Raw genomic sequence first — 26,780 nt, forward strand, 5'->3', positions numbered from 1 at the left:
CGCTCGGTCACGAGTGCCGCGACCGAGCGGTCCCGACTCCAATTGATTCGGGCCGCTGCAGTTCTCAGAGCACTACAGTTCTCAGAGCACTGCAGTGCTCAGGCGACTGCGGAATCGGAGACGTAGCGAGAGATCGGCGTGACGACGGACCGTTGCGCACGACCGGTCGTGTCCGTCACGGACTGCACGAACCGGCCGGCCTCGGCGAGCGCACGCCGGCTCTCGGGAACGCTGTCGGCGAAGATCGGGAAGGCGTGCACCTGGTGTCGCCACAGGTGCAGGTCGCAGCTGACCCCTGCCTCCCGCACGGCCCGCGCCATGGATTCTGCGTCGCTGCGCAGCAATTCGTCGTGACCGGCGTGGATCATCACCGGGGGCAGCACACTGAGGTCGTTGTCGAGCGGGCACATCAGCGGTCCGGGCTCCCCGTCGACGGTCAGACGGGTATGGGTGCCCTCGATGTAGCGTACGAGCGACTGCACGGCCGATCCGGGGAACATGGGGCAGGCCGCCTGCATGTCGTGTTCGGCGCGACGATCGGAATCGAGGTCGACGAGGGGCGACAGCGCGACGATTCCGGCGGGGCGGGGCAGATCGGATTCCGCGATGGCCAGGGCCGTCATGAACGACAGGTATCCCCCGGCGGAGTCGCCTGCGACGACGATGTCCTCTCCCCGATAACCTTTCTCGCACAACCACTCGTAACCGCGTACCGCGTCGTCCACCGCGTGTGCGATGGGAGCGTTCGGCAGCATGCGGTAGTCGACGCTGAGCACCGCGCCGTCGGCGCGATCCGACAGGCTCACGGCCAGCGAACGATGAGTGTTCAATCCGCACATCAGGAACGCGCCACCGTGCAGGTACAGCACCGCGCGCTTGGTCGATCGTCCTTCCGCGCGGATCCACTCTGCACTGCACGCGCCCAGGTCGACGTCCACGTACTGGGCTCCGGAGGGCTTGGGGAGGAGGGACGCAGCGCCGTCGACGACCGACAGTGGCCACGCGAGGTCGGGCCGGGCCATCCATGCCCCGACGACCGGCTTCGCGAGTGCGCGTACCGCGCCCCGAACGACTCGGGAGCGCACGCTTCCACCTCGGTGGGTGCGGCTGACGCCCTCACCTCCACCGAAATCGTCGATCTCAGAAGACAGCACTGGAACCTCCCGTGGGACACCCACGAAACCGGTTGATTTATTTCGCCTTACGCGACGTGGTACTGCGGTTTACCCACACCTGTCCGGCATCGAAACACCCGGTTCGGATCACGAACCGGAAACAACGATGCGAGAGGCTCCCGCAGCGCCCCGTTTACCGGTCCAGCCGGGGAGGTAACCAGCGCATATGCCTACCGAGACCACGGTGTCCCTCTGGCGGGATCGCGCCCCGCACATCGCGACGTACGACGACTGGACGGCCCGCCGGGAGCGCTACGACATCGTGGTCGTCGGCGCCGGGATCACGGGCACCGTGACGGCGCTGCTCCTCGCTGAGAGGGGACTGCGCGTTGCGGTGCTCGAAGCCCGGGACATCGGGGCGGTGACCACCGGGAACACCACCGGCAAGGTCAGCGTCCTGCAGGGCACACGCCTGTCGCAGATCGGCCGCAGACATTCCGGTGCGATCCGTCAGGGATATGTCGACGGCACCCTCGCGGCACAACGATGGGTGGTCGATTTCTGCACGCGGCACGGACTCGACTTCGACCGTGCGGACGCCTATACCTACGCGCAGGATCCGTCGAACGTGAGCATGATCGACGCGGAATACCACCACTGCCGCGCCGCCGGGTTACCGGCCGAGAGGGTCGGTGAGATCCCGCTGCCCTTCGGCGTGGCCGCGGCAGTCACGATTCCCGACCAGGTGCAGGTCGATCCCATGCCCATTCTGTTCACGGCGGTCGACCGGGCGCGTGCGTGCGGCGCCGAAGTGTTCGTCGGGCGGCGCGTGAAGACCGTGGACACCGAGGACGCAGGATGCATCGTCCGCACCGACGACGGCAACATCCGTGCAGATCGCGTCGTACTTGCAACCGGCATCCCCATCCTGGACCGCGGTGCATTCTTCGCCAGGATGGAACCCGACCGCTCGTACTCCATCGCCGTCGAAGTGCCCGGTGGCCCGCCGGAAGGGATGTTCTTGTCCGCGGACAGTCCCACCCGGTCGCTCCGCACCGCCTCTGCGGCGGGAACGTCCTCGTCGGCGGATCGACTACTGCTTGTCGGCGGCAACGGACACGTCGTCGGCCGGCACGATTCGACCCGCTCCGCATACGACGACCTGCTGCGATGGAGTCAACGGACCTTCCCCGGCGCCCACGAACTGTACCGGTGGTCGGCGCAGGACTACACGAACATGGACAGCCTCCCCGAGGTCGGGCCCGTCCTGCCCGGTGCCGACCGGATCTGGGTGGCGACCGGCTTCGGCAAGTGGGGCATGACCGGCGGGGTCGCGGCGGCGCACATCATCGCGTCCCGGTTCTCGGAGTCGCCGGATCCCGAGGTCGAGGCGTGGGCGCCCGCCATGGCGGCATGGCGCACCGAACTGGTAACCGGCATTCCCACCGCAGCCAAACTCAATGCCACCGTCGCATTGCACATGGCCAAGGGCTGGTTGCAGGCCGCGACGTCCTCCGGATCAAAGCCGGAAGAAGGACAGGGACGGGTGGTACGCAGTTGCGGACGTCCCGTCGGCGTGTCCACGGTCGACGACCGGACGCACCGCGTGAGCGCGGTCTGCCCGCACCTCGGCGGAATCCTGCGGTGGAACGACGCGGAGTCGTCGTGGGACTGCCCGCTACACGGCTCCCGATTCACTGCCGACGGCACTCTGCTGGAGGGGCCCGCGACCGGCAACCTTTCCCCCAGGTGACGCCGAGGGTGGAAAAAGGCGTGAGAGCCCACGTTTCACACCATCCGAGCCGGGTAATTCCGACAGCAGCCGAGAAAGGACACACGAACATGAATTCCGCCGATGGGGCACGACTGTCCGGACTGACCATCGCAATTCTCGCGACGAACGGAGTCGAGGAGGTCGAGTTCGTCGAGCCGCGTAAAGCTCTCGAGGACGAGGGCGCCACTGTCCGACTCGTCTCGATCGAGCAGGGCGAGATCCAGGCGATGGAGAAGGACGTCAACGCCGCAGGGAAATACACCGTCGATCACCTCGTCTCGGAGGTCTCCCCCGGCGACTTCGACGGCCTGGTGCTTCCCGGTGGAACCACGAATCCCGATCAGCTGCGCCAGGACGACAAGGCCGTGTCGTTCGTGCGGGAGTTCGTCACCTCCGGGCGCCCGGTCGGCGTGATCTGCCACGGACCGTGGATGCTCGTCGAGGCCGACGTGGTGCGCGACCGCACCCTCACGTCGTATCCGAGCGTTCGTACCGACATCCGCAACGCCGGCGGAAACGTCGTCGATCAAGAGGTGGTCGTCGATCGCAACCTGGTCTCGAGCCGCAACCCCGGCGACCTGCCGGCATTCTGCAAGGCACTCATAGATCTCTTCGCGGCGAACCCCGCGAGCTGAATCGTTCGGGCCACGACGCAGGCCGATCCTCGTCACTTCACCGACCGCGACCACAAAGGTCCCGGTCCATCTCCGCCTGTTTTCCGAAAGGACCTCGACGATGCTCGAGCAGAGCCCCGTTTCCGGCGCCACCTTCTTCCCGCCCGCAGCCCTCCACCAGGGCGTGCGATTCAGTACCGCGGAGATCAAGAAGCGTATCGACGAAATGTTCGACAACCCGGCTGCTCCCCTGCCGAGCGAAAGCTGATCTTCCGGAGAACTGCTGGTCGAACGCCCGCAGCGGTGCACGCAATTTGCGGCCCCCTACCCGCCTTGATAACAAGAAGTAGTCGATTTCGAACATGTGGGATTGGTTCGCCGTAAGGCAGTTGCACGAAGGCGGGATTATGAACGAACCGAACTCCGACGATTTCGTCGTGGTCGCCAACCGTCTGCCGGTGGATCTCGAGACGCCGACCGACGGTGGCCCGCCGGTCTGGCGACGCAGCCCCGGTGGCCTGGTGACCGCGATGGAGACCGTCCTGAGGTCCAACAGTGGCGCCTGGGTCGGCTGGCCCGGCACTCCCGACGTGACGGTCGATCCCTTCGAGGAGGACGGGCTCTCGCTGTATCCGGTGGAGTTGTCCTCCCAGGAGGTCGAGGAGTACTACGAGGGTTTCTCGAACGACACTCTGTGGCCGCTCTACCACGACGCGCTCATCCCACCCACTTTCGATCGCCGGTGGTGGCGGACCTATCGCGCGGTCAATCAGCGATTCGCCGAGGCCGCGGCCCGTGCCGCTGCCCCCGGGGCGACGGTGTGGGTGCACGACTACCAGCTCCAGCTCGTTCCCCGGATGTTGCGTGAACTCCGGCCCGACGTCACGATCGGTTTCTTCCTCCACATCCCCTTCCCGCCTACCGAACTGTTCCTGCAGTTGCCGTGGCGGAAGGCGATCGTCGACGGTCTGCTCGGCGCCGATCTCGTCGGTTTCCATCTCCCCGGCGGGGCACAGAACTTCCTCTATCTCGCCAACCGGCTCTTCGGACTTCCGGCACCGCGCGGGACCTCGTCGGGCGGCACCATCGTTCTCGGCGACCGGCAGGTTCGTGTCGGTGCCTACCCCATCTCCATCGACTCCGCGCAGCTCCGGGAACGTTCCCGCGACACCGCCGTTCAGGAGCGTGCCGCCGAGATCCGCAGGGACCTGGGCGATCCGGAGGTCATGCTGCTCGGCGTCGACCGGCTCGACTACACCAAGGGGATCGACGTACGTCTCGAGGCCCTGCACGAGCTGTTCGCCGAAGGCACCCTCGATCCCGAGAAGGTCGTGATGGTGCAGTTGGCCACGCCGAGCCGCGAGCGTTTGACGGCGTACGCACAACTCCGCGACCAGGTGGAGCGCGAAGTGGGTCGGATCAACGGCGAGTTCGCCCGGCTCGGTTCCCCCGTCGTCCACTACCTCCATGCCTCGGTCGACCGCGACGAACTGCTCGCGATGTACACCGGTGCCGATGTCATGCTGGTCACTCCCCTGCGCGACGGCATGAACCTCGTCGCCAAGGAATACATCGCCTGCCACCCCGACGGCAGCGGTTCGTTGGTGCTCAGCGAATTCGCCGGGGCGGCAGCCGAACTCCGCCGCGCTCTTCTGGTCAACCCACACGATCTCGAAGGCGTCAAGCGCGCGATCGTGGAAGCGATAGAGGAGGACCCGGCCGAACGGAAGAAGCGCATGAAGACCATGCACGCGCACGTCATGGAGTACGACGTCGCCCGCTGGTCGCGCACCTTCCTCGAGGACCTGCGAGCCACCTCGGGTGCGCACGTCACCGCCTCCGGAAGCTAGGCGTGCGGGTCCTCTCCGACATCTGTCGGAAGAGGACCCGCACGCTCCGCACCTCGAACAGCGACAGACCCGAAGGAATGCGGACCTACCCGCTCGGCTGCGGCACCTCGCACTCGACCTGGGGATTGACGCCCGCGTAGTTGAGCGGCCCGGCCACCACCGTAACTGCCACCGTCGCGAGACTGCTGCAATTCTGGTCCGAGTCGCTGAAGTAGCCGCGCTGACCGGCCGCCACCGCACCGATGATCAACCAGATCAGGACCACGAGACTCACCAATCGCACGACCTCACCTCGATCCGTCTCATATGCCGGACCGTCCGGCCGGGTAGCAATACCCGAGGGGGAAACCGAACAAACGCACCGAGCACCCTGATCCGGCCCTAACGGACAAAACTCTCCAAGGTCGGATCGGGCGGGGATGAATCCGGGTCCGGCGGCGCCTGGCGCTCGCAGGAGACGGACGTCGAACTGCGGGCACTGGCCGAACGACTCGTACACGAGATCACGTCCTTGCCGGCCCTCGCCGAACAGCATCGGAGCCCCTTCGACCACGTCTTCATGACCGTGCACCAGCGCGCCTGACGCCCGGCTCACCCCACCTCTCGTGGGGCGACCACCGCACATCCGGATTGAGCGACCTGGCCGGGGGTACTCGGAGAGCGAGTCACGCCGGCCGTTGCGCGCGTGCGCCGCCATCGCGCGTGCACCGTTCGGCCACGAGAAGGAGAGCCATGACCCAGGATGTGGAGAAACGCTGGAACGACCCCCGGACGGCCCGTAAGGCCACGATGTACGCGGGGGGCGTGATCGTCGCTGCGCTCGTGGTGATGGGCGTCGCCATTCTCTGGGGCACGAACTCCGGACAGGACTGCAGCGACGCCGCATTCGCGGTGTGCACCGATCCCGCCCGCCAGATCCTGGTCTTCGGACCCACACTCGTGCTCCTGCTCGGCGGACTCGGCGCACTGCTGACGGCCTACCGCACGTGGAAGCGCGGCGGTCGTTGGCCGATCTGGCAGGGTGCGGGATGGGTACTGCTGGTGCTGATGGTCGTCTACGCCACCATCTCCGCCCGCGCCATCATCTGATCCGGGACCGGTCGTCCCGGCCCGGTGCGGCCGGAGCCACCGACCCCACACGAACGAACAGGTGGGGCAGCAGCGTATTTCGGTTCGTACCGGCGCGCCGTGACCGGTTTATCCCCCACCACACACGGGAATACCGCTGTGGTGAAGATCGCGATGGTTGCCGGACAAGTGAATCCCCTGCTCGGTCACGGCGCGCACGCAGATGCGCCGCCGCAAGGACTTCACGTCCACCTGGCCGAACTGTCGTCCGCCCTCGCCGGGGCCGGTCACGAGGTGGTGGTCTACACACGCCGCGAGGACTGCGACGACCCCGACCGGATCTCCGCCCCCGGTGGATACGAGGTGGTGCAGGTACCGGCAGGACCACCGTCCCCGCTGCGTCCCGACGAAACCGCCTCTGCGATGGGGGAATTCGGGAGCTTCCTGGATCGGGAGTGGCGCCGGCGGCCACCGGACATCACCCACGCCCACTACTGGCTGTCCGGACTGGCCACGCAGCTCGCCACCCGTTCGCTGGGCATCCCCACGGTTCAGACCTTCCACTCCCTCGGCACGGTCGAGCACCGGATCCGGGAGAAGACTGCGATGGACGCGTCCGCGCGTGACCGAATCCGCTTGGAGCGGCTCATCGCCCGGGGCGCGACACGCATGATCGCGACGAGTTCCGACGAGGTGTTCGAGCTGGCGCGCATGGGACTTCCCCGCACGCGGACCACGGTGGTGCCGAGCGGCGTGGACGCCGTGCACTACAGCACCGCTGCCGCTCCCGACACCACGAGGACCCGCAAGCATCGTCTGCTCGCAGCCGGCCCTCTCGAACTGGGCTCCGGATTCGACATCGCCATCGAAGCGCTGGCGGGCATTCCCGACACCGAGTTGATCATCGCCGCGCATCCCGCTCCCCCGTACTTGTCGCGCCGAGCGGACGAGCAGGAGAAGTCCCGTCTCGTGAAGCTCGCACGCGTACGCGGTGTGCAGGGACGCGTCCGGATCCGCCGCGATGTCGGGCGGGACGAGATGCCCGGTCTGCTCCTGTCCGCCGACGCCGTGGTCTCCACTCCCTGGCACGATCCGTCGGGGATGCTCGCCCTGCAGGCGATGTCGTGCGGTCGCCCGGTCATCGCAACTGCTTCCGGTGGAATGCTCGACACCGTGCTCGACGAGGCGACCGGCCTTCTCGTGCCCACCCGCTCCCCCGAGGCCGTCGCGGCCGCCGCGCGCCGGCTTCTCTCCGATGCGACGACACGCGCCACCTTCGGTATCGCCGGACGCGACCGCGTTCTCGCCCGGTACACCTGGGATCGCGTGGCGGAGGACACCCTTCGCGCCTACGAACGCTGCGTGCCGGTCCGGCGTACTGCACACCGGACCGCACGGACCGGCGTGCAGTAGCGCCCGTCGAACCTCTACAGACGCCGGAACGATCAGCGACGGAAGTCCTGATCGTTCCGGTGTGCGCCCGCTGGGCCGGCCTCGTCGCCCGGCACGGTGTTCGGGACCTGATCCGACGAACCTGCCGTCCGCGGAACCGGATCCGCGCGGTGATCACCGCGCTCGGCGTGTTCCGCCGAACGGGGATCCAGCTCTTCCGCCCGGCGACGACGCTCGTCGAGTTCGGCTCGTGCCGCTTCGGCGGTACGACGTTCCTCCTCGGAGCGGGCGCGCAGCCGCTCCGCCTCGGCCGCCTTCGCTTCGGCGTCCGCCGCGGCGCGACGGGCCTCCGCTTCGGTGCGTTCGGCCGACGCCGCCCGCTGTTCGACTCCCGGCCTGTTCTCCTCGACGCTGCGACGCAGACGTTCGGCTTCGGCACGCCGGCGCTCGGCACGCCGGTTGCGGAGCGTCCACCCCAGCACCGCCACTACCACCAACGCGACGACCACCGCTATCACCAGCAGAATCCAGTCGTTCGTGCTCATCTCGACCTCCTCGGGTTCACCAGCGGGTTCCCCCGGGTCGAAGTGACGAAACGGGCACCTCGGGCCGAGCGGCGGATCGGAGATGCCCTCCGAACAGAACCGTTGCCGCCCGGGAAACCCGAACGGCAACGGTATGGAGGGGCGTGGCGGATTGCGGCCACGCCGTATGGTCGGCTCTCCCGGCCTGTTACTTCACGCGAGCGAGCGCAGCAAGCGCTGCTTCACGTGTTCTGCATGCCTTGGAAGCGATGGTCGCGTCGGCGACCCGGAGCAACCGTTCCACCGGTCGCCCACTCAGAAGTGCCCAGCGGACGTTCAGGGCACGCGCACGTTCGTCGAGATCGTCGAAGACCGACAACCCGGCCGCACCGAAGAATTCGACTGCTCCGAGATCGACGACCATACGGATCGATTCTTCGAGCTGCCGATGGGTGAACGCGTGTAGAGCGTGTGCGTTGCGGATGTCGATCTCGCCTCGCACGTCGATCCAGACGAGGTCCGGTTCGATCTTCTGCGCGCTGAATTCTGCGCCGACGACCCGTTCTGCGGGAATGTCGGACCTGATCGGCCGAGCCGACCACCCGGATGGGACGGAATCTACCTGTGCGGCAATTCGCTGAGGAACTGTCATAGCACTTCCCAACATCGAAAATTGCAGGAAGCACGACCTATGAGACAGGCACAACCGGTGACCGATCGGAACCCTCCCGAAACAGGGGTGCTTCCGTGTTCTCGGCTGTGTGCTCAACCTTCTGCCGCCACAGTAGTCCACGAACCACGGGCACTCAACACGCCGATCGTGCATTTCGGGAATGTTGCGGCCCCCTGCCCAGGTCACGGTGGATGGATTGAATTCGCGGTATCTGGGTAATCTCTCCGACGACCAGACAGACACGACCCGCTCGTACCCCCACTCCCCGTACTGGAGACATCAGGCTCATGGCAAAATCCGCGTCGATCGAATCGGCACGCGACCACAATCCCCCGGTAGTCGAACTTCGAGTAGAGGCCCATCCCGACCAGCTCGCAGTGCTCCGAGCGGTAGCCGCCGCGATCGCGCTGCAGCACGACTTCGACCTCGATACCGTTGCGGATGTGAAGCTCGCCGTCGACGAAGCGGCCACGCGGCTGATCATGGGCGCACCCGAGGACGCGATCCTGGCGTGCTCGTTCCGGGCGGCTCTCCCGCTGCTGCACATCAGCCTGTCGGCGCCCACGAACGACGCCTCCGAGATCGGGCAGCCGCGCTCCTTCGGATGGCACGTGCTCAACTCGCTGACCGAGTCCATCTCGGTGACGAGCGACGACTCGCGCGCCACGATCGACATGTCCATCGCCGAAGGCAGCGCCGATCGGTGACGCGCAACACGGGTAGGTCGAGCGACGAGTACGCCGACGTCACCGAAACGTTGAGAACACTCCTCGCACTCGAGGAGGGCGACCCCGGTCGCATCCGCATCCGCGACGCAGTGGTCGAGCGGTGCCTGCCGCTCGCCGAGCACATCGCCCGGCGCTTCGACGGCCGTGGTGAGGCCTTCGAAGATCTGCTGCAGGTCGCGCGCCTGGGCCTGGTCAACGCGGTCGACCGTTTCGACCCCGAACGCGGTTCGGATTTCGTCTCCTTCGCGGTCCCCACGATCATGGGCGAGGTGCGCCGGCACTTCCGTGACGCCGGCTGGGCGGTTCGTGTGCCGCGACGCATGAAGGAACTGCATCTGTCCCTGAGCAAGGCCACGTCCGAGCTCTCCCAGCAGCTCGGACGTGCACCCACCGCCTCCGAGCTCGCCGAGGTACTCGGCATCGATCAGGAGGAGGTGCTGCAGGGTCTCGTGGCCGGCAACGCCTACCAGACCGTGTCGGTCGACCGGTCGTCCCCGTCCGGCGACGACGGGCTCACCCTCGCCGACACGCTCGGCGACTACGACGCCGCGCTCGACGAGGTCGAGAACCACGAGGCGCTGCGTCCGCTGCTCGAGGCCCTTCCGGCCCGCGAACGCACGGTCGTGCTGCTGCGCTTCTTCGGCAACATGACGCAGACGCAGATCGCCGAGCGCGTGGGTGTCTCGCAGATGCACGTGTCGCGTCTGCTCACGAAGACCCTCGCGCAGCTCCGCGATCAGCTCGGCGACAACTTCTGACGGGTCGACGTCCCGGGCTCCCGTGCCCGGGACGTCGACGCGGTCAGAACGTCGAGGCGTCGATCACGAAGCGATAGCGCACATCACTGGCGACCACACGGTCGTATGCCTCGTTGATACGGTCCGCGGAGATCAGCTCGATCTCCGCACCGATGCCGTGCTCTGCGCAGAAGTCGAGCATCGCCTGCGTGTCGGGGATTCCGCCGACATTCGATCCGGCCATCGCACGATCGTTCATCGCGAGCGAGAACGCCCGCACCGACAGCGGCTTCTCGGGCAGGCCGAGGCCGACGAGGGTGCCGTGCAGCCGCAGCAACGACAGGTAGCGGTCGAGGTCGAGGTTGACCGAGACGGTGTTGAGGATCAGATCGAACTTCCCGCGCAACTCCTTGAAGGTCGACTCGTCCTCGGTGGACCGGTAGTCGACCGCACCGAAGCGCAGGCCGTCGTCCCGCTTCGACAGCGAGTGACCGAGCACGGTCACCTCCGCACCCATCGCTGCCGCGATCTTCACTCCGACATGCCCGAGACCGCCCATGCCGATGATCGCGACCTTGCTCCCCGGCCCGGCATTCCACCGCTTCAGCGGCGAGTACAGGGTAATTCCCGCGCACAGCAGAGGCGCCGCGGCGGCCGGGTCGAGTCCGTCGGGAATCCTCAGGACGAAGTGTTCGGTGACGACGATGTGTGTCGAGTAGCCGCCCTGGGTGACGGAGCCGTCGCGGTCGACGGAGTTGTAGGTTCCCGTCACCCGACTGGTGCAGTGCTGCTCGAATCCTGTTCGGCAGGGCTCACATTCACCACAGGAGTTCACGAAGCAACCCACGCCGACGCGGTCTCCGACGGCGTGCTTCGTGACACCGGAACCGACGGCGGCGACGGTGCCGACGATCTCGTGGCCCGGCACGATCGGGTACTTGGTTCCGCCCCACTCGTTCCGGGCGGTGTGGATGTCGGAATGGCAGATGCCGGCGAATTCGATGGCGATGAGCACGTCGAGCGGGCCGAGGGCACGTCGTTCGACGGTGGTCTTCGACAGGGGCGCGTCGGGCGCGGTGGCGGCGTATGCGGCGACGGTGGTCGTACCGGTTGTGGACGTCATTCCTCCACAACTACTCCGCCTCGCGACGACGTGCACCCGCGGGGGACTCCCGCAGGTGCACGTCGTGGAGACGGTTCGACTATCCGGCCTGTTCGGACCGGTGTGTCGCCCGGCGGCGCAGTCGTCGCGCCGCAGCGACGAGGTTGCGCAGCGACGGCTCGAGCTGCCAGTGGTGACGGGTCTTGAGACCACCGTCCGGATTGGCCCACAAGCGGTCGAGTTCCACCGATTCCGCCGCCTCGCTGAGCAACTCGTCGAGCTCGTCGATGTCCGGGATCCGGGCCGAGCGGGACTCGTAGACACCGGGACCGACACCGTGGGACAGCGCGCGGTCCTTGATCGCCTCGAGCACCCAGCGGATCGAGCGTGTCGCCACGATCGCCGTGACGTCGGCGTCGAGCCGCTCGATCGCGTCGACCACCGACACCTGACCCGAATAGGTCAGGTGCGTGTGGATCTGCGTCTCCGGCTGCGCGCCACCGGTGGCGAGACGGAAGGCGTCGACGGCCCAGTCGAGGTACTCGGAGCGCCCGTCCTGCCGCAGCGGCAACAGTTCCCGGATGGCCGGTTCGTCGACCTGGATGATCGCGATGCCCGCCCGCTCGAGATCGGCGATCTCGTCGCGGATGGCCAGCGCGAGCTGGTCGGCCGTCTCGTGGAGCGGCTGATCCTGACGCACGTAGGAACGCGCCAGCATCGTCACCGGACCGGTGAGCATGCCCTTGACCGGCTTGTCGGTCAGCGACTGCGCGAACGAGATCCACTCGACCGTCATCGGCTTCGGCCGCACGATGTCGCCGTAGAGGATCGGCGGACGCGTGCAGCGCGAACCGTAGGCCTGCACCCAGCCGAAGTGCGTGGTGGCAAAGCCCTCCATCAGCTCGGCGAAGTACTGCACCATGTCGTTGCGTTCGTGCTCGCCGTGGGCGAGGACGTCGAGACCGATGTCCTCCTGCAGACGGATGGTGGACTCGATCTCCTCCTGGATCCGCTTGACGTACTCGCCGTACGACATCCGGCCACGACCGAGTTCCGCTCGTGCCCTGCGGATCTCCGCGGTCTGCGGGAACGACCCCAGGGTTGTCACCGGCACCGGCGGCAGATCCAGTCGCTTCTGCTGCGCGGCGCGGCGCTCCTCGTACGGCGCGCGCACCCGATGGGCGGGCGTGACCGCGTTCAGACGTGCACGGACGGTATGCTTCTGCTTGAAGTGCACCGACACGGGCGGCTTGCGCCACCGCTCCTCGGCTCCGGTCGTGAGCGCCTTGGCAAGGGAGACCACCTCCCCCACCTTCTGCTTCGCGAACGCGAGACGGTCGGCGACGTCGCCGGGGATGTCGTACTCGACGAGCAGGTCGTAGGGCACGTGCAGCAGCGAGGACGAGGTCGACACGACGAGATCCGGTGCGACCGCGGCGAGCGACTTCAGGTAGTCGAGGGTGCGGTGGCGGTCGACCTTCCACACGTTGCGGCCGTCGACGACACCGGCGTAGATGCGCTTGCGCTTGAGTCCGGGCACTGCGGCCAGTTCGTCCGCGCTCATGCGGCCGTTGACCAGGTCCAGGCCGATCGCCTCGATCTTCGACGCGGCCAGGATCGGCAGTGCCTCACCGAGATGCCCGTACGGGCCGGTCACGAGCAGACGCGGACGCAGCGGAGCGTGCGAGAGCGCGTCGTAGGTACGCGCGAGGGCTGCGAGCTCCTCCTCGCTGCGGTCCTCGGTGAACGACGGCTCGTCGAGCTGCACGCAGGTGGCACCGGCACGGGCGAGCTGCTCGAAGAGCTTCTCGTATTCGGGGAGCAGCGCGTCGAGCAGGTCGAGGGTGCGGAAACCCTCCTTCGTCGACGTCGGTGCGATCTTCGACAGCAGCAGCAGCGAGACCGGGCCGAGCACCACCGGCCGCAGCTCGATACCCTCGGCCTTCGCACGCTCGAACTCGTCGAGTACGGCCGCCGAATTCAGCTCGAAGACGGTGTTCTCGTCGAGTTCGGGCTGGCGGTAGTGGTAGTTGCTGCCGAACCATCGCACCAGCTCGAGCGGCGGGAAGTCCTCGCGGCCACGGCACAGCGTGAAGTACAGATCGAGCGGGTCGAGCTCATCGGCCAGTGGACGGAACCGCTCGGGCAGCGCGCCGAACAACAGCGCGTTGTCCAGGACGTGATCGTAGTAGGAGAACGTGTTGCCGGGTACCTGGGTCAGACCCGTGGCTGCGAGCTCGCGCCAGGTGTTCTCCTGGAGCTCGCGAGCGACCGCGACAAGTTCGTCGCGCGTGCCCTCACCGTGCCAGTAGGCCTCGAGGGCGAACTTGAGCTCGCGGCGGGGCCCGATGCGCGGGTACCCGAGGATGCTCGATCCGTATCCGTCGGCGAGAGTTGCCATGTCGGCGTCGACCTTTCCCTCATGCACGTCGCGCCCGTGCACCGGTGACCAGTGTTCGGAACACTGTCGCCGGGCACGGGCGCCGTGTGCGGTGGTGCTACCTGGCTAGCCGGCCTTCTTGACCGTGCGACCGTTGTCGGCGTACTCGTAGAAGCCGGCGCCCGACTTCTTGCCGACGAGTCCCGCCTCGACCATGCGTTGCAGCAGCGGCGGGGCCGAGTACAGGGGCTCTTTGAACTCCTCGTACATGGAGTCGGCGATCGACTTGACGGTGTCCAGACCGACCAGGTCGGTCAGGGCGAGCGGACCCATCGGGTGGGCGCAACCCAGGACCATCGTCTTGTCGATGTCCTCCTTGGTGGCGAAGCCGGACTCGACCATCCGGATCGCCGAGAGCAGGTACGGCACCAGCAGTGCGTTGGCGATGAAACCTGCACGGTCGGAGGACCGCACGACCTGCTTGCCCAGTACGTCGGCTGCGAACGCCTCGGCGCGCTCGGCGACGGTGGGGCTGGTCTTCAGGGTGGTGACGAGCTCGACGAGCGGGAGCACCGGAACAGGGTTGAAGAAGTGCATGCCGATGACACGCTCGGGCGCACCGGTCGCGATACCGAGCTTCATGATCGGGATCGACGAGGTGTTCGAGGCGAGCACCGCGTTGGGATCGGTGACGATCTTGTCGAGCTCCGCGAGGATCTCGCTCTTGACCTTCTCGTCCTCGACGACGGCCTCCACCACGAGCTGCCGATCGGCGAAGTCACCGAGATCGGAGGTGAAGCGCAGACGCCATGCGGCCTGCTCACGCTCCCGTTCGGTGATCTTTCCGCTGCTCACGCCCCGGTCCAGCGACCGGAGGATCCGGGCACGTCCGGCAGCCGCGAGTTCGCGGGTCTGCTCGAACACCAGTACGTCGACATGAGCGCGTGCGCACACCTCGGCGATACCTGCGCCCATGATGCCGGCGCCGATCACGCCGACGCGCTGAATCTTTTCGCTGGTCACGTCAGCTCCTTCTCGTTGTGGGGGTCGTGGCCGAGGCCGGAAGTACAAGCGAGGACCCGTCGGGTGCGCGCGTTTCGAACTGCTCCGGATACGCACGCACCCCGCGGCAGGACATGGGGACCTGTGGATCCCGCCGCGGGGTGGTGGACCTCGGGGTGGCGCTGGTTCCTAGTGGAACTGGCCTTCCTCGGTGGAGCCCTTCAGGGCAGCCGTGGAGGTGTTGGGATCGACGGTGGTGGCGATGGTGTCGAAGTAACCGGCACCGACCTCACGCTGGTGCTTGATGGCGGTGAAGCCGCGCTCCTTGGCCGCCTTGAACTCGCGCTCCTGCAGGTCGACGAAGGCCGTCATGCCCTCGCGGGCGTAGCCGTGCGCCAGGTCGAACATGCCGTAGTTGAGCGAGTGGAAGCCGGCGAGGGTGATGAACTGGAACTTGAAGCCCATCGCGCCGAGCTCCTTCTGGAATTTCGCGATGGTCGCGTCGTCCAGGTGAGCCTTCCAGTTGAAGGACGGCGAGCAGTTGTAGGCCAGCAGCTGGTCCGGGAACTCGCTGCGGACGCCCTCGGCGAACTTCTTGGCGACCTCGAGGTCCGGAACACCGGTCTCCATCCAGATGAGGTCGGAGTACGGAGCGTAGGCCTTCGCACGGGCGATGCAGGGCTCGATGCCGTTCTTGACGTGGTAGAAGCCCTCGGCGGTGCGCTCACCGGTGATGAACGGGCGGTCACGCTCGTCGACATCGGAGGTGATGAGGGTCGCGGCCTCGGCGTCGGTGCGGGCGATGACCACGGTCGGGACGTCCGCGACGTCGGCCGCGAGGCGAGCCGAGGTCAGGGTGCGGATGTGCTGCTGCGTGGGGATGAGCACCTTGCCACCGAGGTGACCGCACTTCTTCTCCGACGCGAGCTGGTCCTCCCAGTGGGAACCGGCGACGCCGGCCGCGATCATGGCCTTCTGCAGCTCGTAGACGTTGAGGGCGCCACCGAAGCCGGCCTCACCGTCGGCGACGATCGGAGCGAGCCAGTTGTCGACGGAAGTGTCGCCCTCGACCTTGGCGATCTCGTCGGCGCGCAGCAGCGCGTTGTTGATACGGCGGACGACCTGCGGAACCGAGTTCGCCGGGTACAGCGACTGGTCCGGGTAGGTGTGGCCGGACAGGTTGGCGTCGCCGGCGACCTGCCAACCGGAGAGGTAGATGGCCTTCAGGCCGGCGCGGACCTGCTGGACCGCCTGATTACCGGTGAGGGCGCCGAGCGAGTTGATGTAGTCCTCGTTGTTGACGAGGTCCCACAGGATCTCGGAACCGCGGCGAGCGAGGGTGGCTTCCTCGACGACGTTGCCCTGCAGCTTGGCGACCTGCTCGGCGGTGTAGTTGCGGGTGATCCCCTTCCAGCGCGGATTGGTGTCCCAATCCTTCTGGATCTCTTCTGCAGTCCTCGGGGTGCCGGTGGTCGACATCAAATCTCCACTCTCTAGATCTGCCCCGCTCGGGATGAAGCAGTACGCGTGTACGACTTCACATCCTTTGCGTGCCGTTCGGATGTACAAGAACGACAATGACACAGTCCAAAAAGCCCGTCTACCTGTTGCTAATGCCAATCTCGGCTATTTTCGTCGCAGCCATTGCGAAGATTGCCAATCGATGGTCGGTCCAACTACCCGAATCGGGCACGGGTTTATTACCCGCGAGTAGTAACTACCTCGGCTTTTGCCGCTGCCGTCCGGCCCACACCGCCGGGACGCCTCGTCCCGCCGACTCCCCCACCTCGGGACGGATCGGACACCTGCCTGTGACTGCCTTCACAAACGGTGATCGTGGTTTGTGATCCCCATTGACCCCTGGAATCCCATCCGTAACATGTCTCGGGTCGGATCGGGGCCGGTGCATCGTAGTGCCTTCGTGTCTCAGGGCCCCGGCCGAACAGCCCCCGAACACGAGGAGTCGACATTCTCTCGAGTACGTCGCGATCGATCGTCGAAGCGACCCTGCCGGTGGTCGGCGCCGAGATCGGCACGATCTCACGTGTCTTCTACAACCGGCTCTTCCGGGCCGTCCCGTCCCTGCGGGACACCTTCAACCGCACCAACCAGGCCAACGGGGCCCAGCAACGGGCGCTCGCCGACTCGGTCGCCGCTTTCGCATCACTGCTGGTCACCCACGCACCGACCGACATCGACCCGATCATGGAGCGGATCGCCGCCAAACATGCGTCCCTCGGTGTACAGGCCGCGCACTACGGGATCGTGCGGACCCACCTGTTCGCCGCGATCGCCGAGGTGCTCGGCGACGCCATCACACCGCAGGTCGCCGTGGCCTGGCACGAGGTGTACACGCTGATGGCGAACTCGCTCGTCGAGCAGGAGACGGAGCTGTACCGGCGGGCCGGTGTGACCCCCGGTGACATCTGGCGTCGGGTTGTCGTCACCGAACACGAGTACGACGGCGCGCACGCGGCCACCTTCCACCTCCGCTCCGTCGACGGTCGGCCGCTGCCGGCCTTCCTTCCCGGCCAGTACATCTCGGTGCGGGTCGCGCTGCCGGACGGCTCCGAGCAGATCCGCCAGTACACCGTCTTCCCGGGCAGGACGAGCGGCGAGTGGGCCGTCACCGTCAAGCGCGTGCCGGGCGGACTCGTCTCCCCCGTGCTGTGCGACGGCCTGGGCGTCGACGATCACCTCCTCGTGTCGCCGCCGTTCGGCAGCGTCGTCGTCGACAGGGGCAGCGAACCGTTGCTGCTCGCCTCGGCGGGCGTGGGCGTGACGATGACGATCGCGGCGCTGCGCGACATGCAGTCCCGGGGCGACGGCCGGAGCGTCGACGTCGTCCACGTCGACCGCACCCCCTACGAGCAACCGCACCGGACCGAACTCGCCATCCTGGTCGACTCGTTGCCGGACGCCCGGCTGCACGTGCGCTACACCGAGTACGACGAGATTCGCAGCGACGGACGAACTCCACTGTCCGGGCTGACGATTCCGGGCGATGCCCGCACCTATGTGTGCGGTCCGATCACGTTCATGCGTGCCATCCGCTCGGATCTCGTCGCGTCGGGGGTATCCCCCGGGTCGATTCACTTCGAGGCGTTCGCGCCGGGCTCGTGGTTCGGCCTCGAGGCCCCACCGGTATCTGTCGATTAACACGCTGCGAACGCTGCCTTGCGAAGGCTGCGAGGCAGTTCTACCCTGGGCGAATGGCCAAGACCTATGTAGGCGCCCGGCTGCGGCAGCTACGCACCGAGCGAGGACTCAGCCAGGCCGCGCTCGCCAAGACCCTCGAGATCTCGGCGAGTTATCTCAACCAGATCGAGCACGACGTCAGGCCGCTGACGGTGCCCGTCCTGCTCCGGATCAGCGAGGTCTTCGGGGTCGACGCCACCTTCTTCTCCTCGCAGGACGACACCCGTCTGATCGCGGAGATGCGGGAGGTCGCGCTCGACCGGGAGATGGGCATCGAGGCCGACGCCCAGGAGATCGCCGAGATGGTCGCAGCCCACCCCACTCTGGCGCGCGCGATGGTCAATCTCCACCGGCGCTTCCGCAACACCACCGCGCAGCTCGCCGTCGCGACCGAGGAGAGGTACAGCGACGGCAGCGGCAGCGGTGCGATCACCATGCCCCACGAGGAGGTCCGCGACTACTTCTACCAGCGGCAGAACTACCTGCACGATCTCGACACCGCGGCCGAGGAGCTGGCCAACCGCATCCGGTTCCACCGCGGCGACGTGGGGGGCGAGATCGCTCGCCGCATGACCACGGTCCACGATGTGCAGATCGTCAAGCGCATCGACCTCGGCGAGAACATCCTTCACCGCTACGACCCCGAGACCCGTGTCCTGGAGGTCGCGCCGCAGCTGTCCGGCGGGCAGCAGGTCTTCAAGCTGGCCATCGAACTCGCGTACCTGGAGTGTGGAGAGCTCATCGACCGCCTCGTCGCGGAGGGTTCGTTCACGAGCGATGCCTCACGCGCGCTGGCCCGGCTCGGGCTCGCCAACTACTGGGCGGCCGCACTGATCCTGCCGTACACGCAGTTCCACGAGATCGCAGAGGACTTCCGCTACGACGTCGAACGCCTGTCGGCCTTCTACGGCGTCAGCTACGAGACGATCGCGCACCGGCTGTCGACACTCCAACGTCCGAAGCTGCGGGGCGTCCCGTTCTCGTTCGTGCGCGTCGACCGCGCGGGCAACATGTCGAAGCGTCAGTCCGCCACCGGTTTCCACTTCTCCACCAGCGGTGGCACGTGCCCGTTGTGGAACGTATACGAGACCTTCGCCTATCCCGGCAAGATCATGACGCAGATCGCGCAGATGCCCGACGGTCGTCGCTATCTGTGGGTCGCGCGCACGGTCGAGCGTCGCGCCGCGCGTTACGGCCAGCCGTCGAAGACGTTCGCGATCGGTCTCGGCTGCGAACTGCGGCACGCGCATCGCCTCGTCTATGCCGACGGTCTCGACCTCGACGAGTCCAATCCCGGCACGCCGATCGGCTCGGGTTGCCGCGTGTGCGAGCGGATGAACTGCCCGCAGCGCGCCTTCCCTCCCCTGGGCAAGGAGATCGACATCAACGAGCACCGCTCGTCGGTCTCGCCGTATCTGGTGCGCTGAGCGTCGGTAGGCTCGTCGCATGGCACGCACCCCCGACTCGATAGGCGCGAAGGCACTCGAGTTCCTGTCCGAGTACCACCTCGCGACGCTCACGACCCTCCGCAAGGACGGCTCGCCGCACGTCGTCGCCGTCGGGTTCACGTGGGACGGCGAGGCCGGCCTCGCCCGCGTCATCACCTTCGAGGGCTCCCAGAAGACCCTCAACGTCGAGCGCGGGGGTTACGCGGTGGTGAGCCAGGTCGACGGCGGTCGCTGGCTCACCCTCGAGGGCCCGGCCCGCGTTACGCGCGAGCCGGCCGACGTCCGCGAGGGCGAGCGTCGCTACGCCGCCCGCTACCGCGAACCCCGCCCCAACCCCCGCCGCGTCGTCATCGAGATCGCAGTCGAGCGCGTGATGGGCTCGGTCCTCGACCCCATCTGACGCATCCGCTCGCTTGTTTGCCATCCGCAGCGGAAGCAGATGCGGCACATAGCTGGGACGGTAGCGGTTACCGCCACGCACGGGCGACGGCACGGTCGAAGCGAGCGAGGACGACGTCGAACCGGGACAGTTCGGGCCACGTCCACCTGACCACTTCGAAGCCGAGGTCGCGCAGGGCGTCCTCCCGTCGCTTCTCGTTCCGTAGGGCCTCGACGCCTCCCTCGTCGTACTTGCCCATCCCGTCGAACTCACCGACGACTCCTTCGTCTCCCAGAGGAAGTCGACCCGGGCGACGAACTGCCCGTCGGGTGTTCGTATCTCCTTCTGGAGCGTCGGTGCGGGCATGCCGGCCTGATGCATCCGGATGCGACTCAGCGATTCTCCCGGACTCTCGCTGCGACCGTCGAGAAATGCAGCCACGCGTCGCGCCGCGGCGATACCCCTACGCGGCCCGGACTCGTCGAGACAACAGAGCAACGCGGAGCCGAACTCCGCATCGCGTGCCGCAGCGCAATCACCCGCGATCACGGCTTCGTCGAAGTCGAGTGTGCAGGCGAGATCCACGACGGTCCGGGCGAGCGAGGTGCAGGGAACGCCGTCCACCTCCGATCGCTCGTCTGCGGGAAGTGGTGCGACGTGCAGGTGGCGACTTGCGGTCCTGCGTCCCCCACCCGACCTGTCGCGGGTGACGTGGACCCGCGTGAGGTCCGGCTTCCACAGGGCGAGCCCGTGCAGGACGGCGGCGGACTCGTGGCTGATCACCGTACCCGGCGCGAGCACCGCCCCGACGGATCGCACGCGCACGCGATAGCGATCGAGTTCGTCGAGGGCGTCGTCGCGGTGGAGGTAGACGCCGGGTTCGAGTCGCTCGAGTTCACCGGCGCGTACCGCACGACGGATCTCGGAGTCGGTCATCCCGGAAGCGAGAGCGGTGGTCCGCAGGAAAGGCGTCGGTCGCATGCGGACCACCGTGCCCGATCGTCGTGGTACAGAAGCGGTGCGAACATCGGTATTCGCGTCGCCTGTGGATGATCCCGCCCCCTGTGGACAAACAGTTCGCTACACCGTCAGCCATCCGCCGCAGCGACTGCCGTAGCGGATCGCGAAGGTCGTAGCGGATGCTTGTGCGCACTTTGTAACACACGCGAAATCTGTGTCACGAGACCGTGACCGGAAGATATTCCCGCGCAACAACTCCCTTCTACTGTGTGGCCTCACGGATACAGCGCTGTATACGCCTCCCGGATACACCGGGGTCTTCTCCGGCCACACCTTCGAAGGAAGGGCTCTACATGTCTGTTGTCAGGTCCAGGCTCGCCACCCGCGCCATCGCGGCCCCCGCAGCACTCGTCGCAGTCGGACTCGTGCTGTCCGCCTGCGGAAGCCGCGCGGGTGACGAGGGCAGCACGGCCGCCTCCGGTGCTGCGTCGTGCGTCGACACCTCGGGCGACACCGTCAAGGTCGGCTCGCTCAACTCCCTGTCGGGCACGATGGCCATCTCCGAGGTCACCGTCCGCGACTCGATCGCGCTGGCCGTCGAGGAGATCAACGCCGACGGCGGTGTGCTCGGCAAGCAGATCGAGATCGTCTCCGAGGACGGCGCATCCGAGCCGACGGTGTTCGCGGAGAAGGCCGAGAAGCTCATCGGATCCGACTGCGTTGCAGCGGTGTTCGGCGGTTGGACGTCGTCGAGCCGCAAGGCGATGCTGCCGGTCTTCGAGGACCGCAACGCGCTGCTGTACTACCCCGTCCAGTACGAGGGCCTCGAGTCGTCGTCGAACATCTTCTACACCGGCGCGACCACCAACCAGCAGATCGTGCCCGCATTGGACTACCTGAAGGAACAGGGCGTGAAGTCGCTCTACCTCGTCGGTAGCGACTACGTCTTCCCGCAGACCGCCAACCGCATCATCAAGGCGTACGCCGAGGCCAACGGCATCGAGATCAAGGGCGAGGACTACACCCCGCTCGGCTCCACCGACTTCTCCACCATCGTCAACAAGGTGCGCACCGCCGACGCCGACGCGGTGTTCAACACCCTCAACGGCGACTCCAACGTCGCGTTCTTCCGCGAGTACACCAACGCCGGCCTCGACGCGAAGGACATGCCGGTCGTGTCGGTGTCCATCGCCGAGGAGGAGGTGGGCGGCATCGGTGCGCAGAACATCGAGGGCCAGCTCACCGCGTGGAACTACTACCAGACCGTCGACTCCCCCCAGAACGCGTCCTTCGTCGAGGCGTACAAGGCGAAGTACGGTGCCAACAAGCCGACCTCCGATCCCATGGAGGCCGCCTACACCTCGGTCTACCTGTGGAAGAACACCGTCGAGAAGGCCGAGTCCTTCGAGGTCGACGACGTCATCGAAGCCGCCGACGGCGTGACCTTCGACGCCCCCGAGGGCACCGTCACCATCGACGGCGACAACCACCACATCACCAAGACCGCTCGCATCGGTGAGATCCGCGGCGACGGCCTGATCTACACCGTCTGGGAGTCCGACGGCGCCATCGAGCCCGACCCGTACCTCGAGTCCTACGACTGGGCGTCGGGCCTGTCCGGTAACTGAGCACGGAAGCCGAAGAGGGAGACGACATGGATGTCCTTGTAGGACAGCTCTTCACAGGATTGAGTATCGGATCGATCCTGTTGCTGGCAGCACTGGGGCTGTCGCTGACGTTCGGCCAGATGGGCGTGATCAACATGGCCCACGGCGAATTCATCATGGCCGGCAGCTACACCGCCTTCGTCGTGCAGCAGGTGATCTCCTCGGCCGGGATGTCCCTGTTCGTCTCCCTGCTCGTCGGCTTCCTGGTGGGCGGCGTGATGGGTGTGATCCTCGAGGTCACCCTCATCCGCCGCATGTACCACCGCCCGCTCGACACCCTGCTGGTGACCTTCGGTGTGGGCCTGCTGCTGCAGCAGGCCGCCCGCGACATCTTCGGCGCCCCCGCCGTCAACGTCGTCGCACCGTCCTGGCTCTCCGGTGGTGTGGAGATCTTCGGGGCGGTGGTCCCGAAGACCCGCCTGTTCATCCTCGCCCTCGCCGTGGTCTGCGTGGTCGCCCTGATCGCGTCGATGAAGTACACCCCGATGGGACGACGGATCCGGGCCGTGGTGCAGAACCGCGATCTCGCCGAGACGGTGGGCATCTCGTCGCGCCGCACCGACATCACGACCTTCTTCCTCGGCTCGGGCCTGGCCGGCCTCGCCGGTGTGGCCCTGACACTCATCGGCTCGACCAGCCCGACCATCGGCCAGTCGTACCTCATCGACGCCTTCCTCGTGGTCGTCATCGGCGGTCTCGGCCGCATCGAGGGCGCCGTGCTCGCGGCCGTCGCACTGGGCCTGCTCAATTCGTTCATCGAGTACTCCACGACCGCGTCGATCGCGAAGGTCATCGTGTTCGTGCTCATCGTGATCTTCCTGCAGGTCCGTCCGCAGGGCCTGTTCGCCGTCAAGACGAGGAGCCTGGTCTGATGCCCGCGACCTTCTCGACCCGCACCTTCACCCGACCCGGACCCGTACGCACAGCAGGCGGATTCGCGATCGCCGCGATCGTCCTGTTCGGTCTCGCCCCCGCCGTCCTCTCCGATTTCCGGCTCGGCCTGCTCGGCAAGTTCCTGTGCTTCGCGATCGTCGCCGTCGGCATCGGCCTGGCCTGGGGCCGCGGTGGCATGCTCACCCTCGGCCAGGGTGTCTTCTTCGGCCTCGGCGCCTACATCATGGCCATGCACCTGAAGATCTCCGACGCGCAGCTCCGCGGCGACACCGTCCCGGACTTCATGCAGATCGCGGGCATCCGGGAACTACCCGCCTACTGGACCCCGTTCGCCTCCCCCGCCGTCACGCTGCTGGCGATCCTGATCGTGCCGGCCCTGCTCGCCGCCCTGCTCGGCTTCGGTGTGTTCGCCCGCCGCGTCAAGGGCGCCTACTTCGCCATCCTCTCCCAGGCACTGGCCGCCGCCTTCGCGATCCTGCTCATCGGCCAGCAGTCCACCGGAGGATCCAACGGCCTCAACCGTTTCCGCACCTTCTTCGGCTACGACCTGTCCGATCCGGTCAACAAGCGGATGCTGTTCTTCATCGTCGCCGCGATCCTGCTGCTCGTCGTCGCCGCGACCCGCCAGCTCATGCAGTCCCGCTACGGCGAACTGCTCGTCGCCGTGCGCGACCAGGAGGAGCGGGTCCGCTTCCTGGGCTACGACCCCGCCCTGATCAAGGTGGCCGCCTACACCGTCGCGGCCTTCTTCGCCGGCATCGCCGGGGCGATGTTCGTGCCCATCGTCGGCATCATCTCCCCCGCCGACGTCGGCATCGTCCCGTCGATTGCGTTCCTCATCGGTGTCGCCATCGGCGGACGCACCACCCTGCTCGGCCCGGTCCTCGGCGCGGTGGGCGTGGCATGGGCACAGACCACCCTGTCGGAGAACTTCCCGTCGGCCTGGACCTACGCGCAGGGCCTGCTGTTCATCGTCGTCGTCGGCTTCTTCCCCGCCGGCCTCGCCGGAGTCATCACCCTGCTCCGCCGGCGCCGCCGCACCACCCCGACCGAACCCACACCCCCGACCGAACCCGAGCCCGCCGACCTTCCCGAGATGGAGCCCGTGCGATGAGCAAACCCGTCTACGGCGGCAACGCCGGAATGAGCAGCGACTACCTCGAGATCCGCGACCTGCGTGTCACCTTCGACGGCTTCACCGCCGTCGACGGCGTCGACCTCACCCTCCTCCAAGGCGACCTGCGGTTCCTCATCGGCCCCAACGGCGCCGGCAAGACCACCCTCGTCGACGCCGTCACCGGCCTGGTCCCAGCGACCGGCTCGATCACCAAATCCGGCGTCGAACTGCTCGGCAAGAAGACCCACAAGATCGCGCGCCTCGGTGTCGGCCGCACCTTCCAGACCGCCTCGGTCTTCGAGGAACTGTCGGTCCTGCAGAACCTCGACATCGCCGCCGGCGCGAGCCGCTCCCCGTGGCAGTTGCTGCGCCGCCGCAACAACGTTCTGCCCGAGATCGAGGAAACACTCGAGACGATCGGCCTGACCGCCCACCGCGACACCCCCGCGGGCATCCTCGCCCACGGGCAGAAGCAGTGGCTCGAGATCGGCATGCTGCTCGTGCAGAACGCCGACGTGCTGCTCCTCGACGAACCCGTCGCCGGAATGAGCGGCGACGAACGCGAGGAGACCGGGCAGCTGCTGCGCCGCATCGGCGCGCAGCGCACGGTGGTCGTCGTCGAGCACGACATGGACTTCATGCGCGCCTTCGCCACCTCCGTCACCGTCCTCGCCCGCGGCAAGGTCATCGCCGACGGCACCGTCGACCAGGTCCAGAACGACCCGCAGGTCCAGCAGGTCTACCTCGGGACCGCCACCGCTCCCCAGGAGGCATGATGCTCGAACTCGTCGACGTCCGCGCCGGTTACGGTCGCACCGAGATCCTGCACGGCATCTCCCTGACCGTGCCGACCGGCAAGACCGTCGCGGTCATGGGCCACAACGGTGCCGGCAAGACCACACTGCTGCGTGCCGCCGTCGGCCTGCTGCCCGTCACCAAGGGAAAGATCCTCTTCGACGGTGACGACATCACCTCGCTGCGACCATCTGCGCGGGTCGCCCGCGGTCTGGCCTACGTCCCCCAGGGGCAGCAGTCCTTCGGTCAGCTCACCTGCCGCGAGAACCTGCAGGTCGTCGCGGACACCCGCCGCAACGGCCGCGCACTCGTCGCCGACATGCTCGATCTGTTCCCCGCCCTCGTCCCGCTGCTGGACCGGCGGGCCGGCCTGCTCTCCGGTGGTCAGCGCCAGCAGCTCGCCATCGCCCGCGCCCTGATCACCGAGCCGCGCATGCTCATCCTCGACGAGCCCACCGAGGGCATCCAGCCGTCGGTGGTCGCCGAGATCGAGAACACCATCGTCGAACTCGGCCGCAGCGGCGACCTCGGGGTGCTGCTCGTCGAACAGCACATCGGTTTCGCCCTCGACAATGCCCTGCACTACTACGTCCTCGAATCCGGGCGCATCACCTCGACGGGTGACGGTGGTGTCGACGCCGCCTCCACCGTCCGTGCGGCGATGGCGATCTGATGGCCGCCGACACACGGCGCGAGAGGGTCTACAAGGCCCTGCGCGATCGCCTGATGTCCGGGACACCCTCCCCCGACGAACGACTCAGTGAAGAACGCCTCGCCGAGCAGTACGGGGTATCGCGCACGCCGGTGCGCGAGGCCCTCGCCCGATTGGTCTCCGACGGACTCGTCGAACGCCGCGACCAGGGGCTGTACCCCTACCGTCCGCGCTTCGACGACCTCGCCGACCTGTACGAGCTGCGGACCACGCTGGAGCTGCGCGGGATCCGCCGCGCGCTCGACGGCGAGTCGGTGCGGCACGATCCCGACGTCCTCGGTCCCGAACTCGACCGCTGGTACGAGATCCGCGAGGAGCCGCCCGAGCCCGACGCCGGTTTCGTCACGCTCGACGAGCGCTTCCACATGACGCTGCTCGCCGCTTCCGGCAACCGTGCGCTGTGCGACGCGCTGGCCTCGGTGAACGCGAAGGTGCGCCCGGTGCGGATGTTCGACTATCTGACCCCCGACCGCATCGTCGCGACCGTCGACGAGCACATCGAGGTCGCCGAGCTGGTCCTCGCCGACAAGCTCGACGACGCCCACGACCTGCTGCTCGCTCACATCGACACTTCGCGATCGGTGGTCGTGCGCCGGGCCGAGGAGGCACGCGCCTTCGCCCGGATGGCCCGCGCCGTCCGAGACTGACACT

25 protein-coding genes and 1 pseudogene are annotated in these 26,780 nt (G+C 67.2%); 17 read left to right on the forward strand and 9 right to left on the reverse strand.

Going from position 1 to position 26,780, the window contains the following annotated elements; translation table 11 throughout:
* Positions 1–98: 98 nt before the first annotated feature.
* Complete coding sequence (locus tag KXC42_RS18505) at positions 99–1,154, reverse strand: alpha/beta hydrolase (RefSeq protein ID WP_006553566.1); 1,056 nt, start codon at positions 1,152–1,154, stop codon at positions 99–101.
* Positions 1,155–1,341: 187 nt separating this feature from the next.
* Here KXC42_RS18505 and KXC42_RS18510 point away from each other — a divergent pair, with 187 nt between their 5' ends.
* The 4 genes from KXC42_RS18510 to KXC42_RS18525 all read left to right on the forward strand — a co-directional run bounded on the left by KXC42_RS18510 (position 1,342) and on the right by KXC42_RS18525 (position 5,353).
* Positions 1,342–2,868 carry an FAD-dependent oxidoreductase gene (locus tag KXC42_RS18510; protein WP_219129356.1) on the forward strand — a complete coding sequence of 509 codons (1,527 nt, stop codon included), beginning with the start codon at positions 1,342–1,344 and terminating at the stop codon, positions 2,866–2,868.
* An 89-nt stretch (positions 2,869–2,957) separates the two neighbouring features.
* Entirely contained in the window at positions 2,958–3,524 is a 567-nt protein-coding gene (locus tag KXC42_RS18515) for a type 1 glutamine amidotransferase domain-containing protein (protein WP_006553568.1), read from the forward strand.
* Positions 3,525–3,624: 100 nt separating this feature from the next.
* The gene (locus KXC42_RS18520; RefSeq protein ID WP_019291152.1) at positions 3,625–3,771 is read left to right on the forward strand and encodes a hypothetical protein; all 147 of its coding nucleotides are present in this window, start codon (positions 3,625–3,627) and stop codon (positions 3,769–3,771) included.
* 139 nt (positions 3,772–3,910) lie between these two features.
* On the forward strand, positions 3,911–5,353 hold the full coding sequence (locus tag KXC42_RS18525; protein ID WP_006553569.1) for a trehalose-6-phosphate synthase: 1,443 nt from the start codon (positions 3,911–3,913) through the stop codon (positions 5,351–5,353).
* 85 nt (positions 5,354–5,438) lie between these two features.
* On the opposite strand, the gene KXC42_RS18530 is transcribed toward KXC42_RS18525, so the two are convergent.
* Positions 5,439–5,618, reverse strand: coding sequence for a hypothetical protein (locus KXC42_RS18530; RefSeq protein ID WP_080678584.1), 180 nt, complete (start codon positions 5,616–5,618; stop codon positions 5,439–5,441).
* 467 nt (positions 5,619–6,085) lie between these two features.
* Here KXC42_RS18530 and KXC42_RS18535 point away from each other — a divergent pair, with 467 nt between their 5' ends.
* Together KXC42_RS18535 and KXC42_RS18540 are read left to right on the forward strand one after the other, a co-directional pair.
* Positions 6,086–6,442: a hypothetical protein gene (locus tag KXC42_RS18535; RefSeq protein ID WP_019291150.1), complete on the forward strand. Its 357-nt coding sequence runs from the start codon at positions 6,086–6,088 to the stop codon at positions 6,440–6,442.
* Between the two features lie 138 nt (positions 6,443–6,580).
* Positions 6,581–7,834 (forward strand): glycosyltransferase, encoded by a 1,254-nt coding sequence (locus KXC42_RS18540; RefSeq protein WP_219129357.1) that lies wholly within the window; start codon positions 6,581–6,583, stop codon positions 7,832–7,834.
* 32 nt (positions 7,835–7,866) lie between these two features.
* Here the strand turns inward: KXC42_RS18540 and KXC42_RS18545 are convergent, their stop codons facing one another.
* Together KXC42_RS18545 and KXC42_RS18550 are read right to left on the reverse strand one after the other, a co-directional pair.
* On the reverse strand, positions 7,867–8,358 hold the full coding sequence (locus KXC42_RS18545; RefSeq protein ID WP_006553573.1) for a hypothetical protein: 492 nt from the start codon (positions 8,356–8,358) through the stop codon (positions 7,867–7,869).
* A 187-nt stretch (positions 8,359–8,545) separates the two neighbouring features.
* The gene (locus KXC42_RS18550) at positions 8,546–8,989 is read right to left on the reverse strand and encodes an STAS domain-containing protein (protein ID WP_006553574.1); all 444 of its coding nucleotides are present in this window, start codon (positions 8,987–8,989) and stop codon (positions 8,546–8,548) included.
* Positions 8,990–9,297: 308 nt separating this feature from the next.
* Between KXC42_RS18550 and KXC42_RS18555 the strand changes: the two genes are divergently transcribed.
* Positions 9,298–9,717, forward strand: a complete 420-nt coding sequence (locus KXC42_RS18555; RefSeq protein ID WP_006553575.1) for an anti-sigma factor — start codon at positions 9,298–9,300, stop codon at positions 9,715–9,717.
* Positions 9,714–10,496, forward strand: a complete 783-nt coding sequence (locus tag KXC42_RS18560) for a SigB/SigF/SigG family RNA polymerase sigma factor (RefSeq protein ID WP_006553576.1) — start codon at positions 9,714–9,716, stop codon at positions 10,494–10,496. Before KXC42_RS18555 ends, KXC42_RS18560 begins: the two co-directional genes overlap by 4 nt.
* A gap of 43 nt (positions 10,497–10,539) precedes the next feature.
* Here the strand turns inward: KXC42_RS18560 and KXC42_RS18565 are convergent, their stop codons facing one another.
* The 4 genes from KXC42_RS18565 to aceA all read right to left on the reverse strand — a co-directional run bounded on the left by KXC42_RS18565 (position 10,540) and on the right by aceA (position 16,438).
* Positions 10,540–11,598, reverse strand: coding sequence for an NAD(P)-dependent alcohol dehydrogenase (locus KXC42_RS18565; protein ID WP_039585432.1), 1,059 nt, complete (start codon positions 11,596–11,598; stop codon positions 10,540–10,542).
* A 79-nt stretch (positions 11,599–11,677) separates the two neighbouring features.
* The gene (metE, locus tag KXC42_RS18570; protein ID WP_219129358.1) at positions 11,678–13,978 is read right to left on the reverse strand and encodes a 5-methyltetrahydropteroyltriglutamate--homocysteine S-methyltransferase; all 2,301 of its coding nucleotides are present in this window, start codon (positions 13,976–13,978) and stop codon (positions 11,678–11,680) included.
* A 105-nt stretch (positions 13,979–14,083) separates the two neighbouring features.
* Entirely contained in the window at positions 14,084–14,980 is an 897-nt protein-coding gene (locus KXC42_RS18575) for a 3-hydroxybutyryl-CoA dehydrogenase (protein WP_019291147.1), read from the reverse strand.
* A 168-nt stretch (positions 14,981–15,148) separates the two neighbouring features.
* The gene (gene aceA / locus KXC42_RS18580; RefSeq protein WP_006553580.1) at positions 15,149–16,438 is read right to left on the reverse strand and encodes an isocitrate lyase; all 1,290 of its coding nucleotides are present in this window, start codon (positions 16,436–16,438) and stop codon (positions 15,149–15,151) included.
* Positions 16,439–16,972: 534 nt separating this feature from the next.
* Here aceA and KXC42_RS18585 point away from each other — a divergent pair.
* Genes KXC42_RS18585 through KXC42_RS18595 form a run of 3 tightly spaced genes read left to right on the forward strand, consistent with a single transcriptional unit; the run spans position 16,973 to position 20,005 of the window.
* Positions 16,973–18,118, forward strand: a complete 1,146-nt coding sequence (locus KXC42_RS18585) for a globin domain-containing protein (RefSeq protein ID WP_006553581.1) — start codon at positions 16,973–16,975, stop codon at positions 18,116–18,118.
* A gap of 53 nt (positions 18,119–18,171) precedes the next feature.
* On the forward strand, positions 18,172–19,584 hold the full coding sequence (gene ramB / locus KXC42_RS18590) for an acetate metabolism transcriptional regulator RamB (RefSeq protein WP_006553582.1): 1,413 nt from the start codon (positions 18,172–18,174) through the stop codon (positions 19,582–19,584).
* A 19-nt stretch (positions 19,585–19,603) separates the two neighbouring features.
* On the forward strand, positions 19,604–20,005 hold the full coding sequence (locus KXC42_RS18595) for a PPOX class F420-dependent oxidoreductase (protein ID WP_024101771.1): 402 nt from the start codon (positions 19,604–19,606) through the stop codon (positions 20,003–20,005).
* A gap of 67 nt (positions 20,006–20,072) precedes the next feature.
* Here KXC42_RS18595 and KXC42_RS18600 read toward each other — a convergent pair.
* A pseudogene (locus tag KXC42_RS18600) lies at positions 20,073–20,920 on the reverse strand (hypothetical protein).
* A 377-nt stretch (positions 20,921–21,297) separates the two neighbouring features.
* Between KXC42_RS18600 and urtA the strand changes: the two are divergent.
* The 6 genes from urtA to KXC42_RS18630 are packed head-to-tail and all read left to right on the forward strand — an operon-like array spanning position 21,298 to position 26,776.
* Entirely contained in the window at positions 21,298–22,572 is a 1,275-nt protein-coding gene (urtA, locus tag KXC42_RS18605; protein ID WP_219129359.1) for an urea ABC transporter substrate-binding protein, read from the forward strand.
* A gap of 26 nt (positions 22,573–22,598) precedes the next feature.
* Complete coding sequence (gene urtB, locus KXC42_RS18610) at positions 22,599–23,483, forward strand: urea ABC transporter permease subunit UrtB (RefSeq protein ID WP_006553586.1); 885 nt, start codon at positions 22,599–22,601, stop codon at positions 23,481–23,483.
* A complete protein-coding gene (urtC, locus tag KXC42_RS18615; RefSeq protein WP_071935562.1) occupies positions 23,483–24,619 on the forward strand; it encodes an urea ABC transporter permease subunit UrtC in 1,137 nt (378 codons plus the stop codon). Before urtB ends, urtC begins: the two co-directional genes overlap by 1 nt.
* Positions 24,616–25,398, forward strand: coding sequence for an urea ABC transporter ATP-binding protein UrtD (gene urtD / locus KXC42_RS18620; protein ID WP_219129360.1), 783 nt, complete (start codon positions 24,616–24,618; stop codon positions 25,396–25,398). The genes urtC and urtD overlap by 4 nt, the downstream gene beginning before the upstream one ends.
* Complete coding sequence (urtE, locus tag KXC42_RS18625) at positions 25,398–26,090, forward strand: urea ABC transporter ATP-binding subunit UrtE (RefSeq protein WP_039585648.1); 693 nt, start codon at positions 25,398–25,400, stop codon at positions 26,088–26,090. The genes urtD and urtE overlap by 1 nt, the downstream gene beginning before the upstream one ends.
* Positions 26,090–26,776: a GntR family transcriptional regulator gene (locus KXC42_RS18630; RefSeq protein WP_039585441.1), complete on the forward strand. Its 687-nt coding sequence runs from the start codon at positions 26,090–26,092 to the stop codon at positions 26,774–26,776. Before urtE ends, KXC42_RS18630 begins: the two co-directional genes overlap by 1 nt.
* Positions 26,777–26,780 lie beyond the last annotated feature (4 nt).

The sequence above is a fragment of the Rhodococcus sp. LW-XY12 genome, assembly GCF_019317345.1.
GTDB classification, from domain to species: Bacteria; Actinomycetota; Actinomycetes; order Mycobacteriales; family Mycobacteriaceae; genus Rhodococcus; species Rhodococcus pyridinivorans.

Bases quoted from the DNA above. Each gene is read 5' to 3' on its own strand.
- KXC42_RS18510 (WP_219129356.1), top strand. From the start codon at position 1,342: ATGCCTACCGAGACCACGGTGTCCCTCTGGCGGGATCGCGCCCCGCAC.
- KXC42_RS18515 (WP_006553568.1), top strand. From the start codon at position 2,958: ATGAATTCCGCCGATGGGGCACGACTGTCCGGACTGACCATCGCAATT.
- KXC42_RS18520 (WP_019291152.1), top strand. From the start codon at position 3,625: ATGCTCGAGCAGAGCCCCGTTTCCGGCGCCACCTTCTTCCCGCCCGCA.
- KXC42_RS18525 (WP_006553569.1), top strand. From the start codon at position 3,911: ATGAACGAACCGAACTCCGACGATTTCGTCGTGGTCGCCAACCGTCTG.
- KXC42_RS18535 (WP_019291150.1), top strand. From the start codon at position 6,086: ATGACCCAGGATGTGGAGAAACGCTGGAACGACCCCCGGACGGCCCGT.
- KXC42_RS18545 (WP_006553573.1), bottom strand. From the start codon at position 8,358: ATGAGCACGAACGACTGGATTCTGCTGGTGATAGCGGTGGTCGTCGCG.
- KXC42_RS18550 (WP_006553574.1), bottom strand. From the start codon at position 8,989: ATGACAGTTCCTCAGCGAATTGCCGCACAGGTAGATTCCGTCCCATCC.
- KXC42_RS18555 (WP_006553575.1), top strand. From the start codon at position 9,298: ATGGCAAAATCCGCGTCGATCGAATCGGCACGCGACCACAATCCCCCG.
- KXC42_RS18565 (WP_039585432.1), bottom strand. From the start codon at position 11,598: ATGACGTCCACAACCGGTACGACCACCGTCGCCGCATACGCCGCCACC.
- metE (WP_219129358.1), bottom strand. From the start codon at position 13,978: ATGGCAACTCTCGCCGACGGATACGGATCGAGCATCCTCGGGTACCCG.
- aceA (WP_006553580.1), bottom strand. From the start codon at position 16,438: ATGTCGACCACCGGCACCCCGAGGACTGCAGAAGAGATCCAGAAGGAT.
- ramB (WP_006553582.1), top strand. From the start codon at position 18,172: ATGGCCAAGACCTATGTAGGCGCCCGGCTGCGGCAGCTACGCACCGAG.
- KXC42_RS18595 (WP_024101771.1), top strand. From the start codon at position 19,604: ATGGCACGCACCCCCGACTCGATAGGCGCGAAGGCACTCGAGTTCCTG.
- urtA (WP_219129359.1), top strand. From the start codon at position 21,298: ATGTCTGTTGTCAGGTCCAGGCTCGCCACCCGCGCCATCGCGGCCCCC.
- urtB (WP_006553586.1), top strand. From the start codon at position 22,599: ATGGATGTCCTTGTAGGACAGCTCTTCACAGGATTGAGTATCGGATCG.
- urtC (WP_071935562.1), top strand. From the start codon at position 23,483: ATGCCCGCGACCTTCTCGACCCGCACCTTCACCCGACCCGGACCCGTA.
- urtD (WP_219129360.1), top strand. From the start codon at position 24,616: ATGAGCAAACCCGTCTACGGCGGCAACGCCGGAATGAGCAGCGACTAC.
- urtE (WP_039585648.1), top strand. From the start codon at position 25,398: ATGCTCGAACTCGTCGACGTCCGCGCCGGTTACGGTCGCACCGAGATC.
- KXC42_RS18630 (WP_039585441.1), top strand. From the start codon at position 26,090: ATGGCCGCCGACACACGGCGCGAGAGGGTCTACAAGGCCCTGCGCGAT.